The 15,430-nt window shown below is 54.8% G+C and carries 13 protein-coding genes; 10 read left to right on the forward strand and 3 right to left on the reverse strand.

From position 1 onward, the window contains the following. Positions 1–8: 8 nt before the first annotated feature. From HV318_RS00150 to flgL, 7 genes are all read left to right on the forward strand, one after another. The gene (locus HV318_RS00150; protein WP_182271012.1) at positions 9–764 is read left to right on the forward strand and encodes a flagellar basal-body rod protein FlgF; all 756 of its coding nucleotides are present in this window, start codon (positions 9–11) and stop codon (positions 762–764) included. An 11-nt stretch (positions 765–775) separates the two neighbouring features. Further along, positions 776–1,558, forward strand: coding sequence for a flagellar basal-body rod protein FlgG (gene flgG, locus HV318_RS00155; RefSeq protein WP_182271013.1), 783 nt, complete (start codon positions 776–778; stop codon positions 1,556–1,558). Positions 1,559–1,615: 57 nt separating this feature from the next. Continuing rightward, positions 1,616–2,314: a flagellar basal body L-ring protein FlgH gene (flgH, locus tag HV318_RS00160; protein WP_024909015.1), complete on the forward strand. Its 699-nt coding sequence runs from the start codon at positions 1,616–1,618 to the stop codon at positions 2,312–2,314. Positions 2,315–2,326: 12 nt separating this feature from the next. Beyond that, positions 2,327–3,424 carry a flagellar basal body P-ring protein FlgI gene (locus HV318_RS00165; protein WP_182271014.1) on the forward strand — a complete coding sequence of 366 codons (1,098 nt, stop codon included), beginning with the start codon at positions 2,327–2,329 and terminating at the stop codon, positions 3,422–3,424. Then, complete coding sequence (gene flgJ / locus HV318_RS00170) at positions 3,424–4,377, forward strand: flagellar assembly peptidoglycan hydrolase FlgJ (RefSeq protein ID WP_182271015.1); 954 nt, start codon at positions 3,424–3,426, stop codon at positions 4,375–4,377. Before HV318_RS00165 ends, flgJ begins: the two co-directional genes overlap by 1 nt. Before the next feature lie 75 nt (positions 4,378–4,452). Further along, positions 4,453–6,093 carry a flagellar hook-associated protein FlgK gene (flgK, locus tag HV318_RS00175; protein WP_182271016.1) on the forward strand — a complete coding sequence of 547 codons (1,641 nt, stop codon included), beginning with the start codon at positions 4,453–4,455 and terminating at the stop codon, positions 6,091–6,093. Between the two features lie 14 nt (positions 6,094–6,107). Then, positions 6,108–7,061, forward strand: a complete 954-nt coding sequence (gene flgL, locus HV318_RS00180) for a flagellar hook-associated protein FlgL (protein ID WP_182271017.1) — start codon at positions 6,108–6,110, stop codon at positions 7,059–7,061. A 77-nt stretch (positions 7,062–7,138) separates the two neighbouring features. On the opposite strand, the gene HV318_RS00185 is transcribed toward flgL, so the two are convergent. Further along, positions 7,139–8,353 carry an MFS transporter gene (locus HV318_RS00185; RefSeq protein WP_182271018.1) on the reverse strand — a complete coding sequence of 405 codons (1,215 nt, stop codon included), beginning with the start codon at positions 8,351–8,353 and terminating at the stop codon, positions 7,139–7,141. A 16-nt stretch (positions 8,354–8,369) separates the two neighbouring features. Between HV318_RS00185 and HV318_RS00190 the strand changes: the two genes are divergently transcribed. Beyond that, positions 8,370–9,401, forward strand: a complete 1,032-nt coding sequence (locus HV318_RS00190) for a LysR substrate-binding domain-containing protein (RefSeq protein ID WP_524537207.1) — start codon at positions 8,370–8,372, stop codon at positions 9,399–9,401. A 40-nt stretch (positions 9,402–9,441) separates the two neighbouring features. Here HV318_RS00190 and rne read toward each other — a convergent pair whose 3' ends face one another. Then, entirely contained in the window at positions 9,442–12,558 is a 3,117-nt protein-coding gene (gene rne, locus HV318_RS00195; RefSeq protein ID WP_182271020.1) for a ribonuclease E, read from the reverse strand. Positions 12,559–13,129: 571 nt separating this feature from the next. On the opposite strand from rne, the gene rluC reads away from it, so the two are divergent. After that, complete coding sequence (gene rluC / locus HV318_RS00200; RefSeq protein WP_182271021.1) at positions 13,130–14,077, forward strand: 23S rRNA pseudouridine(955/2504/2580) synthase RluC; 948 nt, start codon at positions 13,130–13,132, stop codon at positions 14,075–14,077. A gap of 100 nt (positions 14,078–14,177) precedes the next feature. Here the strand turns inward: rluC and HV318_RS00205 are convergent, their stop codons facing one another. After that, entirely contained in the window at positions 14,178–14,762 is a 585-nt protein-coding gene (locus HV318_RS00205; RefSeq protein WP_182271022.1) for a Maf family protein, read from the reverse strand. A 141-nt stretch (positions 14,763–14,903) separates the two neighbouring features. Between HV318_RS00205 and yceD the strand changes: the two genes are divergently transcribed. Next, the gene (yceD, locus tag HV318_RS00210; RefSeq protein ID WP_182271023.1) at positions 14,904–15,425 is read left to right on the forward strand and encodes a 23S rRNA accumulation protein YceD; all 522 of its coding nucleotides are present in this window, start codon (positions 14,904–14,906) and stop codon (positions 15,423–15,425) included. Positions 15,426–15,430 lie beyond the last annotated feature (5 nt).

A 15,430-nucleotide genomic window follows, 5' to 3' on the forward strand; every position in this document is an offset into this window, starting at 1 on the left:
AAAGCGCAATGGATCACGCAATATATACCGCGATGGGCGCGGCAAGTCAGACGCTCAATCAGCAGGCCGTTACGGCCAGCAACCTGGCAAACGCCTCTACGCCGGGCTTTCGTGCGCAGCTTAATGCGCTGCGTGCGGTGCCGGTAGAAGGGCTTTCCCTGCCGACACGTACGCTGGTGACGGCATCCACTCCGGGTGCTGATATGACGCCAGGCCAGATGGATTACACCTCGCGTCCGCTGGACGTGGCCCTGCAGCAGGACGGCTGGCTGGCGGTGCAAACGGCAGATGGCGGCGAAGGGTATACCCGTAACGGGAATATCCAGGTCAGCGCCACCGGTCAGTTGACGATCCAGGGGCATCCGGTGATGGGCGAAGCAGGCCCGCTTACGGTGCCGGAAGGATCAGAGCTGACCATTGCGGCAGACGGCACCATCTCGGCGTTGAATCCGGGCGATCCGGCCAATACCGTTGCGCCTGTCGGGCGTCTGAAGCTGGTTAAAGCGGACGGCAAAGAAGTGCAGCGTGGCGATGACGGTATGTTCCGTCTGACCCAGGCAGCACAGGCTACCCGCGGTGCCACGTTACAGGCCGATCCGGGCATCCGTGTGATGTCGGGAGTACTGGAAGGCAGTAACGTCAAACCGGTAGAAGCCATGACCGACATGATCGCCAGCGCCCGTCGTTTTGAAATGCAGATGAAGGTTATCAGCAGCGTGGACGAAAACGCGAGCAAGGCTAACCAACTTCTGGCTATGAGTTAACAGGACTTCTTATGATCAGTTCTTTATGGATCGCGAAAACTGGCCTGGACGCGCAGCAAACCAACATGGATGTGATTGCCAACAACCTGGCAAACGTCAGCACCAATGGTTTTAAGCGTCAGCGTGCCGTTTTTGAAGATTTGCTTTATCAAACCATTCGTCAGCCGGGTGCGCAGTCTTCTGAGCAAACAACGCTGCCGTCAGGTCTCCAGATTGGTACCGGTGTTCGTCCGGTGGCAACGGAACGTCTGCACAGCCAGGGCAACCTGTCCCAGACCAACAACAGTAAAGATGTGGCCATTAAAGGTCAGGGTTTCTTCCAGGTTCAGTTGCCTGACGGAACCTCAGCCTATACCCGCGACGGCTCATTCCAGGTGGATCAGAACGGTCAGCTGGTGACGGCGGGCGGCTTCCAGGTTCAGCCTGCGATCACCATCCCGGCGAATGCCCTGAGCATTACCATCGGGCGTGATGGGGTCGTGAGTGTGACCCAGCAGGGGCAGGCCAACCCGGTACAGGTCGGGCAGCTTAACCTGACCACCTTCATGAACGATACCGGTCTGGAAAGCATTGGTGAGAACCTCTACACCGAAACCCAGTCCTCCGGTACGCCGAATGAAAGTACACCTGGTCTGAACGGCGCAGGTTTGCTGTATCAGGGTTATGTCGAAACCTCCAACGTAAACGTTGCGGAAGAACTGGTGAATATGATCCAGGTTCAGCGCGCATATGAAATTAACAGTAAAGCAGTGTCGACGACCGACCAGATGCTGCAGAAACTGACGCAACTCTAAGGTGCAGACCGGTGCGGTAAATGCCGCACCGGCTCCCTGTTTTCGAAGATGAAGGCAATGCAAAAAAACGCGGCGTTTCGTTATCCGATACTGACTGTTCTGGCTGTCACCCTCAGCGGGTGTGCTTTGATCCCGTCTAAACCATTGGTCCAGGGTGCGACGACTGCCCAACCCGTTCCTGGCCCTGCGCCAGTGGTAAACGGCTCCATTTTCCAGACCGCGCAGCCGATTAATTACGGTTATCAGCCGCTGTTTGAAGATCGCCGCCCGCGTAATGTCGGCGATACATTGACCATTGTGCTGCAGGAAAACGTCAGCGCGAGCAAAAGCTCGTCGGCGAATGCCAGCCGCGATGGCAAAACGAATTTTGGCTTCGATACCGTGCCACGCTATCTCGAAGGGCTGTTCGGCAATGCGCGTGCTGATGTGAACGCGTCTGGCGGCAATACCTTTAATGGTAAAGGTGGCGCGAATGCCAGCAATACCTTCAGCGGTACGCTGACGGTGACAGTTGACCAGGTACTGGTTAACGGCAACTTACACGTTGTGGGTGAAAAACAGATTGCCATCAACCAGGGCACCGAGTTCATCCGCTTCTCCGGTGTGGTTAACCCTCGCACCATCAGCGGCACCAATACCGTACCGTCCACCCAGGTGGCGGATGCGCGCATCGAGTACGTCGGTAACGGCTACATCAACGAGGCGCAAAATATGGGCTGGCTGCAGCGCTTCTTCCTTAACTTATCGCCGATGTAAGCGAGGTGACCCATGTTTAAATTCTTCTTCGCAATGGCGCTGGCCCTGGTGGCAACCTGTACCCAGGCTGACCGTATTCGCGATCTCACCAGCGTTCAGGGCGTACGAGAAAACTCGCTGATTGGCTATGGCCTGGTCGTGGGGCTGGATGGCACGGGCGACCAGACTACCCAGACGCCATTCACCACTCAGAGCTTAAACAACATGCTTTCCCAGCTCGGTATCACCGTACCGGCGGGAACCAACATGCAGTTGAAAAACGTGGCGGCAGTGATGGTCACGGCCTCCTTCCCGGCGTTCGCGCGTCAGGGTCAAACCATTGATGTGGTGGTTTCCTCAATGGGGAACGCCAAAAGCCTGCGCGGCGGTACGCTGCTGATGACACCGCTGAAGGGTGTCGACAGCCAGGTTTATGCGCTGGCGCAGGGGAACATCCTGGTGGGCGGTGCGGGCGCGTCCGCAGGCGGAAGCAGCGTGCAGGTGAACCAGCTGAACGGTGGGCGTATCACTAACGGGGCAATCATCGAGCGTGAACTGCCGACTCAGTTCGGTGCCGGTAATACCATTAACCTGCAGCTGAATAATGAAGACTTCACCATGGCGCAGCAAATTGCCGACACCATCAACCGCAGCCGTGGCTATGGCAGCGCTACCGCGCTGGATGCCCGTACCGTGCAGATCCGCACCTCATCAGGTAGCAGCAGCCAGGTGCGTATGCTGGCGGATATCCAGAATATGGAAGTTAACGTTCCGGTTCAGGATGCCAAAGTGATCATCAACTCACGTACCGGCTCGGTGGTGATGAACCGCGAAGTCTCGCTGGACAGCTGTGCTGTCGCACAGGGCAACCTCTCAGTGACGGTGAACCGCTCGGCTAACGTCAGCCAGCCAACAACGCCATTTGGCGGTGGCCAGACCGTTGTGACACCACAAACACAGATTGATATGCGCCAGAGCGGTGGTTCACTGCAAAGCGTGCGTGCCAGTGCCAACCTGAACAGCGTGGTACGTGCCCTGAATGCGCTGGGTGCGACGCCGATGGATCTGATGTCCATCCTGCAATCCATGCAAAGTGCAGGCTGTCTGCGCGCCAAACTGGAAATCATCTGATGCTAACCGATAGCAAACTGTTGACCAGTGCTGCCTGGGACGCCCAGTCGCTCAACGAACTGAAAACCAACGCAGGCAAAGATCCGGCGGCGAATATCCGCCCGGTCGCCCGCCAGGTGGAAGGGATGTTTGTACAGATGATGTTGAAAAGCATGCGTGAAGCCCTGCCGAAAGACGGGATTTTCAGCAGTGATTCTACGCGTCTTTACACCAGCATGTATGACCAGCAGATTGCGCAGCAGATGACCGCCGGTAAAGGGTTAGGTCTGGCGGACATGATTGTTAAACAGACCGAAGCCGCGCAGGGTATTCAGCCGGAAGGGCAAGCGCAGCAGGTGCCGATGAAGTTCTCTCTGGAAACGGTGACCAGTTATCAGAACCAGGCACTGACGCAGATGGTACGTAAAGCGATGCCGAAGGCCACGGACGGCGGTGATACACCGCTTTCAGGTGACAGCAAAGACTTCCTGGCGCAGCTTTCTCTGCCTGCACGTCTTGCCAGTGAGCAAAGTGGTGTGCCTCATCACCTGATCCTGGCGCAGGCTGCGCTGGAATCGGGCTGGGGCCAGCGGCAGATCCGTAAGGAAAATGGCGAACCAAGCTTTAACATCTTCGGCGTGAAGGCCAACGCCAGCTGGAAGGGGCCGACAACCGAGATCACCACCACCGAATATGAAAACGGTGCGGCGGTGAAGGTCAAAGCCAAATTCCGCGTCTACAGCTCTTATCTTGAGGCGTTGTCGGATTATGTGGGCTTGTTGAGCCGAAACCCACGCTATACCGCCGTCACGCAGGCGGCGACGCCGGAGCAGGGGGCACAGGCGCTGCAAAATGCTGGCTATGCCACCGATCCGAACTATGCGCGCAAGCTCACCAGCATGATTCAGCAACTGAAATCAATGGGTGAGAAGGTCAGCAAAGCCTATAGCACAGATCTCGAAAATCTGTTCTGAAAGTTCTCAAGTCCCGCTGGAGGTTGCCGATAACCTTCATCAGGACTCGTGTCTGAAAGTATAAAAGGAACCCCCATGTCCAGTTTGATTAACAGCGCCATGAGTGGCCTCGGTGCTGCACAGGCGGCACTCAATACCGTAAGTAATAATATTTCAAGCTATAACGTGGCAGGTTATACCCGTCAGAATACTATTCTGGGTGCGGCTAACAGCACACTGACCGGCGGTGGCTGGGTGGGTAACGGGGTTTATGTCTCCGGTGTGCAGCGTGAGTATGATGCCTTTATTACCAATCAGCTGCGCGCCGCGCAGACGCAGAGCAGCGGTCTGACGACGCGTTATCAGCAGATGTCAAAAATTGACGATGTGCTCTCTGATACCACCAATTCGCTGGCGACCACCCTGCAGGATTTCTTTAAAAGCATGCAGACGTTGGTCAGCAACGCCGAAGATCCGGCTGCGCGCCAGACGGTTATCGGTAAAGCGGATGGCCTGGTAAACCAGTTTAAAACCAACGATCAATATCTTCGTGACCAGGATTCGCAGGTTAACACGGCGATTACGACCAGCGTTGATCAGATCAATAACTATGCGAAGCAGATTGCTAACCTTAACGATCAGATTTCCCGTCTGACCGGTGTCGGCGCAGGCGCATCACCTAACGAATTGCTCGACCAGCGTGACCAACTGGTGAGCCAGCTTAACCAGATTGTGGGCGTGGAAGTGGCCGTACAGGACGGTGGCACCTATAACGTCTCGTTCGCTAATGGTTACACCCTGGTGCAGGGTAGTACCGCCAGCCAGCTGGCTGCGGTGAAATCAAGCGCCGATCCGGCGCGTACCACCATTGCCTATGTTGATGCCGCAGCCGGTAGCGTAGAGATCCCGGAAAAGCAGATCACCACCGGTTCACTGGGTGGGCTGTTGACTTTCCGCTCCGGAGACCTGGATAACGCGCGTAACGCCCTGAACCAGATGGCGTTGGCCTTTGCCGATGCCATGAATACCCAGCATCAAGCCGGATTCGATGCGAACGGTGATGCTGGCGGTAAACTGTTTGATTTCGGCTCTCCGTCAGCGCTGAGTAACGGTAAAAACACCGGTAGCGCGTCGGTGACGGTGTCCATGACGAACAGCTCTGCGGTTCAGGCGACCAACTATAAAGTTGAATATAACGGTACCAACTGGACGGTGACGCGTCTGTCTGACAAAACCAGCTTCACCGCAACGCCGGACGCCAGCGGTAACCTGGCATTTGATGGTTTGAACCTCAATATCAGCGGTTCTGCCAACACGAAAGACAGTTTCCTCGTCAAACCGGTGAATGACGTCATCATGAATATGGACGTTGCGATCAGCGACGAATCCAAACTGGCGATGGCTTCATCAAGTACCAGCGGTGAGAGCGACAATACCAACGGTCAAAAACTGCTGGATCTGCAGAATGCCAAACGGGTGGGGGGCAACAAGACCTTCAACGATGCTTATGCGGCTCTGGTGAGTACTGTGGGGAGCACCACGGCGTCACTGAAAACCAGTAGCGAAACCAAAGTCAACGTGGTGACGCAGTTGACTAAGCAGCAGCAGTCTATTTCCGGGGTTAACCTGGATGAAGAGTACGGTAACCTGCAGCGTTATCAGCAGTACTACCTGGCGAATGCGCAGGTTCTGCAAACGGCGAGCACGCTGTTTGATGCGTTAATTAATATTCGCTAAGGCTGAGGTTAAAAATGCGTATTAGTACTCAAATGATGTATGAGCAGAGCATGCGTGGAGTGACGAACTCCCAAAGTCTCTGGATGGGCTACGGCGAGCAGATGTCTACCGGTAAGCGGGTAAACCGCCCATCAGACGATCCGATTGCCGCCTCTCAGGCCGTTGTGCTGTCTCAGGCTCAAACGCAGAACAGCCAGTATGCTCTGGCGCGTACCTTTGCAACGACCAAAGTGTCGCTGGAAGAGAACGTACTGCAGCAGGTGACCTCGGCGATTATCAGCTCGCAGGAAAAAATTGTGAACGCGGGTAACGGAACGTTGAGTGACGATGACCGTGCCTCGCTGGGAACCAACCTGAAAGGTCTTCGCGATCAGCTGATGAACCTGGCAAACAGCACGGACGGTAATGGTCGTTACATCTTTGCCGGTTACAAAACGGAAGCGGCGGCGTTCGACCAGACCACGGGTAATTATAATGGCGGGACTACGCCAATTAGCCAGCAGGTTGACGCCTCCCGTACGATGCAAATCAGCCATACGGGAACCGAAGTTTTCGACAGCTTTACCAGCAACGCGAAACCAGAGCCGGATGGCAGCGCGTCGGAAACTAACCTGTTTAAGATCCTGGATACCGCCATTGCTGCACTGAATACGCCAGTAGGCGATGATCAGACCAAAGCGGATGCGTTCAAGGCCAGTATGGATAAAGCCAACCGTGGTCTGAGCAATTCTCTGAACAACGTGCTTACCGTGCGTGCCGATCTGGGGATTAAACTGGATGAACTGGGCAAGCTGGATTCACTGGGTGATGACCGTGCGCTGGGGCAAACTCAGCAGATGAGTAACCTGGTGGACGTTGACTGGAACTCGGTGATCTCGTCTTACTCCATGCAACAGGCGGCCCTGAAGGCGTCTTATAAAGCGTTCAGTGATATGCAAGGTATGTCGCTGTTCCAGATGAATAAATAAAGTCTTGACCTCTTAGAACATGTCTTGAAACTGGGCATATTCTGACTGCCCAATCCGTAAATGGATTGGGCATTTTTTTATGCGGCCTTTACCGGTGCAGAGGTGATGTGGGTGCTTTCAGTCAGACGGATCGCCAGTGCAATGACACCACACACTGTCGCCAGAGCCACTACGCCAGGCCAGCCCGCCAGGGTATAGATATTGCTCCCTAAAGCAGAACCCATCGCCATACCGATAAACACCACCGTAAACAGCAGAGCGTTAAGGCGTCCACGGGCCTGAGGTTCAAGGCTGTACACCAGATTCTGGTGTGCCACCAGACTCGACTGCAGACCAAGATCAAACCCGACGGCGGACACGGCAATCAGAATGAGTTGTCCGTGAAGACCAAAAATGGGCATCAGAAACATCAGGGCAAACGCGGCGGTGACGAGCATGGCTCCCAGCTGTGTGACTTTCCTTGCGCCCAGCTTATCCGCCAGTCCCCCTGCCAGTGGGGCGGCCAATGCACCTGCGGCACCCGCAATACCAAACCCACCCGCCACGGCACTGCCGAAGTGATAGTGTTCGTAGAGCATAACGGCAAGCGTTGACCAGAATGCGCTAAAGGCAATCGACAGGAACCCCTGAGCCAGCGCCGCACGACGCAGTGCCGGATAGCGACGCCACAGATGTTCCATTGAACGCATCAACGCGGGATAGCTGAGCGTAGAGTGGATGGCAAATCGGGGAAGGACTGCCCACATCGCCACGCCGACAAACGCAATGCTTGCCGCTGCCAGCTGGTACATGACGCGCCAGCCAAAAGCTTCACCCACCACGCCGCTGACGGTTCTCGACAGCAATATACCCAGCAACAGCCCTGTCATCACTGTTCCCACGGTTTTACCCTGTTTCCCTTCCGGCGCGAGGATGGCGGCGGCAGGGACGATATCCTGCGCCATTGTTGCCGTCATCCCGATCAGCAGGCTTGCCAGCAGCAATGAGTGCAATTGTCCGGCCAGGCTACAACCCAGCAGGAAGAGGGCCAGGGCGACGCTCTTAATCAGGATCAGCGTTCTGCGGTCGTGGCGATCGCCAAGCGGTAGTAAGAAGAGTATGCCGAGCGCATAGCCTGCCTGGGTCAATGTCGGAACCAGCCCCATGCCTTCAATACTCAGATGAAGATCTGACCCCATCAGCGGCAACAGCGGTTGTGCGTAGTATATGGATGCCACGCTGAAGCCAGCCCCCAGAGCCAGCATTAAAATCACCCAGCGGCTTGCCGCGTGGGGAGCAGTTGTTGTGTTCATAAGACGTTCCTCAGTCATAGTGTGCGGCTATTTTTTATCAGTACGTCTTGCGACGGTAGACGGCCCGGTGGTAAAACGCATATACGTTAGGCGTATGACAGATGAAAATATGAAACGAGTTGAGCGTATAGACAGGGTAGAGCTGATGCGCACCTTTGTGCGTATCGTGGAAACCGGGTCGTTATCGGCGGCGGCAAGGCAGCTTTCTACCACCCAGGCCACGGTGAGCCGGCGTTTGCAGTCTCTGGAAACCCTGTTGGGGGCACGCCTGCTGTTGCGTACGACCCATGCGACCAAGCTCACCGACGACGGTGAGCGCTGTTATCAGCATGCCAGACGTGTGATTGATAGCTGGCTGGCGCTGGAAGACGAAGTCGGGCAGGCGGAGGATGAGCCTGTTGGGGTATTACGGGTGTGTGCCCCGCATGCTTTTGGGCAGGATCAGCTTCTGAAACCGTTAACGGAATTTTTACAGCGTTATCCGCAGCTGTCCGTCGAGTGGATGCTGAATGATAAGTCGGTGGATTTTCTGAGCGATAATCTTGATTGTGCAATCCGTGTCGGGGCCGAGGTAGATCCCGCGACGGTGTCGGTCATGCTGGCTGAAGTACCGCGCTGTGTGGTGGCATCACCCGCGTTGCTGGCGCAGTTCCCCCCGGTTAACACCCCGGAAGATCTTCTGGTGCTTCCCTGGATTGCCATCAGCACCTTTTATCAACGGCATGTGGATTTGTTTGACGGTCTTTCGATGCAGCCACGACGTATCGCCATTACCCCGCGCTTGAGCACTGACAGCCTCCATGTGGCGCGTAATACCGTGCTGACGGGTCTGGGTGTCGCCGTGGTATCAAGCTGGACGGTAAAAGAGGATATCCGGGAAGGACGTTTAATTCATCTGCTGCCAGAATGGCAGCCAGCGGCACTGCCCGTCCATCTGGTGTATCCGTGGTCCCGATATTACCCGGCACGCTTGCGACGTTTCCTGGAGATGATGAAGCAGGTGATGCCGGATATTGCCGGGATGAGAAAGCCCGTCAGCGAGCAATAAAAAAGCCGACCCGGAGGTCGGCTTTTTACATTATGTCGATTTACTCGGCAGACTGCGGACGGGTAGCTGGCGCAGTAGCCTGGTGCGTTGCACTGTGACCACCGGCAGAACCTTTGCCTTCAAAGCTGAATGCAGGGCGAACCCAGTCGCTGTGACGCGGTGCTTCTGGCACATATTCAGGTGCCGGGGCACGCGTCATAGGTGCTGTCGCAACGTGTGCAGACGCAGGGGCAGCAACAACCGGCTCTGGTTTCACCTCAGGCGCTTTCACTTCCTGGGCTTCGCGAACAGGTTCAACGTCAACAGCGGCTTCCTGAACGACTTCTGCAGCGGCAGTTTCAGCCACGGCTTCAGTGGTTTCTTCAACCGCTGCGGCAGGTTCAACTTCTTCTGCTACTTCTTCAGCCACCACCGTGTCTTCTGCAGCGATAAACTGCGGTGCAGCATCAACCGGCGCGGCAATCACTTCAGGATGGGTCGTTTCTACTGCAACAGCGTGAGGTGCTGCTGCGTCGACAACCTGCGGTTCAACCACTGTTGCGGCTGCAGCGGCCACATCTTCAACGGCAGCGACAGGTGCAATCACTTCTTCAGTGAGCGCTTGCTCTTCAACAATTTGTTCCGGGCGTGCAACCGGGTAGCGGATCCAGACTTTGCCGGATGCCATTTCAGGTGACGCGCACGCCACGGTTAACGGCATTGGTGACTGAGTCGGGTAACGCTCGTCACGGTAACGACGACGACGCTGGCCGCTGACGCGCAGGTGGCGCGGAGAACGGCGTGAACGGCGCGGCATACCGGCGTTATCACGGCCTTCACCGTTTTCATCCTGCTCGACGTTGTTTTCTACCACTGCAGGCAGATCAACTTTAGCCAGCTGCATGTTCGGTGCACTTTCGGTCACTTCCGCGCTGACAATTGCAGTCTCTTCCGCTGGCTGGCCACCAATACGGACTTTTTGAGCCAGCTGGCGCGGTTTACGACGCTGCATCACCTGAGTGCGCTCTTCCTGTTCCGTGTCCTGCTGTTCAACAGGTTCTTCACGGTTCAGGTTTTTAACTTCCTGCTGCGCCTGACGTTTCTCGTCGTTGCGGCGACGGTTACGTTCACGGCGAGGCTGCTGCTCGTCACGCTGTTTGCTCTTCTCAGACTCATCGCCCGCCTGCTGGCGAATTTCACGATCTTCAACATTCTGCTGTTGTTTATCGCGACGGTTACGACGGTTGTCTTCGCGTTGCTCACGGCCTTCGTTATTGTCAGAACGGTTGTCACGACGCTCATTACGGTCATTACGGTCACTGCGGTCGTTACGATCGCGGCGGTTGTTCTGGCGTTTACGACGATCCTGCTGGCGCTCAGGTTTGGCTTCTTTCGTTACCTCTTTTGGCTGCTCCGGCTGAACTTCTTCGCCTGCAAACATCTTTTTCAGCGCACCGAAGAAGCGACTCAGCAGACCCGGTTGTTCAGGTTGTGCTTTTGCCACTTCTGCCGCTGGTTTTTGCGCCGCAGGTTTTGCTGCCAGTTTTTCCAGTGCCGCTTCAGGCGGTGCTTCCGGCATGATGAAGGTTGCTAATGCTGGCTGCTCAGGCAGTTTACGCTCGGCAGGTTCTTCATCGGATGGCAGTGCCATCTCTTCTTCATGCAGTTTCGGCAGCAGGTAGCTGAGAGTAGACGTCTCTTCACCTTTACGCACGCGCAGCACGTGATAGTGCGGGGTCTGCATCTGATCGTTTGGTACGATGATGCAGCGAACGCCGCCCTGACGTGCTTCAATGGCGCTGACCGCTGCACGTTTTTCGTTCAGCAGGTAGGAGGCAATTGGCACCGGAACAATGGCATGAACCTCTTTGGTGTTCTCTTTCAGCGCTTCTTCTTCAATCAGACGCAGAATAGACAGAGACAGAGATTCGTTGTCACGCACGGTACCCGTACCGGAACAGCGTGGGCACACGTGATGGCTGGATTCACCCAGTGATGGGCTCAGACGCTGACGGGACATCTCCAGCAGGCCAAAACGTGAAATGTGGCTGATCTGGATACGGGCTCTGTCCTGACGTACCGCTTCGCGCAGACGGTTTTCAACCGCACGCTGGTGACGAACCGGTGTCATGTCGATAAAGTCGATAACGATCAGACCACCCAGGTCGCGCAGGCGGAGCTGGCGGGCGATTTCATCAGCGGCTTCAAGGTTGGTGTTGAAGGCCGTCTCTTCGATATCACCACCGCGCGTTGCACGTGCGGAGTTGATGTCGATCGCGGTCAGCGCTTCAGTAGTATCGATAACGATAGAACCGCCAGACGGCAGACGCACTTCACGCTGGAAGGCGGACTCAATCTGGGATTCGATCTGATAGTGGCTGAACAGCGGGATTTCACCGGTGTACAGTTTGATTTTGCTGGTGAAATCCGGACGACCCAGCGCGGCGATGTGCTGGCGGGCCAGCTCAAGCACTTTCGGGTTATCAATCAGAATTTCGCCGATGTCCTGACGCAGGTAGTCACGGAAGGCACGTACGATAACGTTACTTTCCTGGTGGATCAGGAACGGTGCAGGGCGGTTTTCTGCAGCTTTCTGGATAGCTTCCCAGTGCTTCAGACGGAAGCTTAAGTCCCACTGCAGCGCTTCGGCAGATTTGCCTACACCTGCGGTGCGAACGATAAGCCCCATGCCATCCGGCAGTTCAAGACTTGCCAGCGCTTCTTTCAGTTCGGTACGGTCATCACCTTCGATACGGCGAGAGATACCACCCGCACGCGGGTTGTTTGGCATCAGAACCAGATAACTTCCCGCCAGGCTGATAAAGGTGGTCAGTGCGGCCCCTTTGTTGCCACGCTCTTCTTTATCAATCTGAACGATAACTTCCTGACCTTCACGCAGAACATCTTTAATGTTCGGACGGCCATGAGAGTTGTAGTTTGCAGGGAAATATTCGCGGGCGATTTCTTTCAGAGGGAGGAAACCATGACGCTCAGCACCGTAGTCGACAAATGCAGCTTCAAGGCTTGGTTCAATGCGGGTGATTTTGCCTTTGTAAATGTTCGCTTTTTTCTGTTCGTGTCCAGGACTTTCGATATCCAGATCGTACAGGCGCTGCCCATCCACAAGGGCGACACGCAACTCTTCTTGCTGAGTTGCGTTGATTAACATTCTTTTCATCGTAACTTACTCATTATTCTTACATTGACGACAAAGCTGCGGGCAAGGTGACGCTTTCCGGGGTATGAACCGATGGCCTCGTGTCTATTCACGTCGCCAACCTCACGGTTGTCGCCCGCTTAAGAGGCGCAGAGTGTCGGTTGCCTGTATTTCATACGGAAATACAGCGCAATTATCAGGGGAATTGCCTGGGAAAACTCTCCAGAAAACAATCCTTATACCGGGAAGTACTGCAACCCGCAGCCCGCTAACTGCCTGAAAGATCAATACGTCTTACGCCATTGCTGCGTGGATGATCGGTCAGACAAAATTGGTCATTCCGTCAGTATCCTTACTTAACCAGGATTTAACACGGAAAACGACATCATTATTCCACTGCTCGCCGGGTTATAGCAAGATGACTTTTACCAATTATCACCCGGTTACTCACAGTTTCTTCACTTCAACGCGGTGATTGGTTTAATAACCACCAAATCGATTGCGCGAAACGGAGGGCAGGCCGGATAAAAGTAAATATAAGCATAGAAAAATGAGTGGCGCTAATGCCTGACGATATTTAGAATCGCCAACCATGAAAACAGAGACTCCAGCCGTAAAAATGGTTGCTATCGCGGATGACTACGCGGGGCAACGTATCGATAACTTTTTGCGCACCCAACTGAAAGGGGTGCCAAAGAGCATGATTTATCGCATCTTGCGTAAGGGTGAGGTGCGGGTTAACAAAAAACGCGTGAAGCCTGAGTATAAACTCGAAGCCGGTGATGAAGTGCGTATCCCGCCGGTACGTGTTGCCGAGCGTGAAGAAGAAGCGGTTTCACCGAAGCTACAGAAAGTGGCGGCCCTGAGTGATGTTATCCTCTATGAAGATGACTATATCCTGGTGCTGAACAAGCCGTCAGGCACGGCTGTGCATGGCGGTAGCGGTCTGAGCTTCGGTGTGATTGAAGGGCTGCGCGCACTGCGCCCGGAAGCACGTTTCCTCGAACTGGTTCACCGCCTTGATCGTGACACCTCCGGCGTGCTGTTGGTGGCGAAAAAGCGTTCTGCACTGCGTTCTCTTCATGAACAACTGCGCGAAAAAGGGATGCAGAAGGATTATCTGGCGCTGGTTCGCGGCCAGTGGCAGTCCCACGTTAAGGTGGTGCAGGCACCGTTGCTGAAAAATATTCTGCAAAGCGGCGAGCGTATTGTCCGTGTGAGTCAGGAAGGCAAGCCTTCTGAAACGCGATTCAAAGTTGAAGAACGCTATGAATTTGCCACGCTGATGCGTTGTAGTCCGGTGACCGGTCGTACTCACCAGATCCGTGTGCATACCCAGTATGCCGGGCATCCGATTGCGTTTGACGATCGTTATGGCGATCGTGAATTTGATAAGCAGTTAGCGGGCACGGGGTTGTCTCGTCTTTTCCTGCACGCGGCAGCGCTGAAGTTTACCCACCCGAATACGGGCGAAGTTATCCGTATTGAAGCGCCGCTGGATGAGCAGTTGAAGCGCTGTCTTAAAGTTCTGCGCGGTTAAGGTAAAGGTAAAACGGCAACGAATGTTGCCGTTTTTAATGTTTGCTCCCTCGTCCTGTGGGAGAGTGCCGGGGCGAGGGCATCAGGCCGCAGTGATCCAATCACATCGTCAGCGGATTATACTCTTCTCGCCTTAACATCTGACACAGCGCAATCAGCGGTAACCCAATCAGCGTATTCGGATCGCGACCCTCCAGTTTTTCAAACAGCGCAATCCCTAACCCTTCGCTTTTAAAACTGCCCGCACAGTTGAGTGGCCGTTCCCGGCGCACGTAGTCGATAATCTCTTGTTCGCTGAGATGGCGGAAGTGTACGTCAAAAGGCTCGCACTCGGTCTGCAGGTGACCGGAGGCAGAGTTATAGAGCGCGAGGCCAGTATAGAAGGTGACAATGTTACCGCGCGCTCGCATGAGCTGTTGGCGGGCGTTTTCTTCAGTATGGGGTTTGCCGGTGATTTCTCCGTCCAGCACACAAACCTGATCGGAGCCTATAATCAGATGTGCAGGGTAACGTACGGCAAGCGATTGTGCTTTTTCCTGGGCCAGACGGGTCACCAGATGGCGTGGAGATTCGCCAGGTTGTGGCGTCTCGTCAACGTCGGGTGCAGCACATTCAAACGGGATCCCGAGCTTTTCAAGCAACATTCGGCGGTAGGGTGAAGTGGAGGCGAGAACCAGATTTGGCATATTTTTATCACCAGGATATAGCGTATCGATGCCAGCCATTTTAAACTACAGGCCGCAATGTGTGCGAATAATTGGCAAAAGGCAGCCCTGGTTGCCTTTTTCTTTGACTATATGACGTTACAAAGTTAATATGCGCGCCCTATGCAAAAGGTAAAATTACCCCTGACTCTTGATCCGGTTCGTACGGCTCAAAAACGCCTCGATTATGAAGGGATCTATTCTTCCGATCAGGCTGAGCGTATCGCCGAATCCGTAGTCAGTGTGGACAGTGATGTGGAATGCTCCATGTCGTTCGCTATCGATAACCAGCGCCTTGCCGTATTAACCGGTGATGCAAAGGTGACGGTAACGCTCGAATGTCAGCGTTGCGGGAAACCGTTCGTACAACATGTTCACACAACGTATTGTTTCAGTCCGGTTCGCTCTGTCGAACAGGCTGAGGCACTCCCGGAAGCGTATGAGCCGATTGAGGTTAACGAATTCGGTGAAATCGATCTGCTGGCTCTGGTAGAAGATGAAATTATCCTCTCCTTGCCTGTAGTTCCGGTGCATGATTCTGAACACTGTGAAGTGTCCGAGGCGGACATGGTCTTTGGGGAACTGCCTGATGAAGCGCAAAAACCAAACCCATTTGCCGTATTAGCCAGCTTAAAGCGTAAGTAATTGAG

The sequence above is a fragment of the Enterobacter sp. RHBSTW-00901 genome (assembly GCF_014103115.1).
GTDB classification, from domain to species: Bacteria; Pseudomonadota; Gammaproteobacteria; order Enterobacterales; family Enterobacteriaceae; genus Enterobacter; species Enterobacter cloacae_P.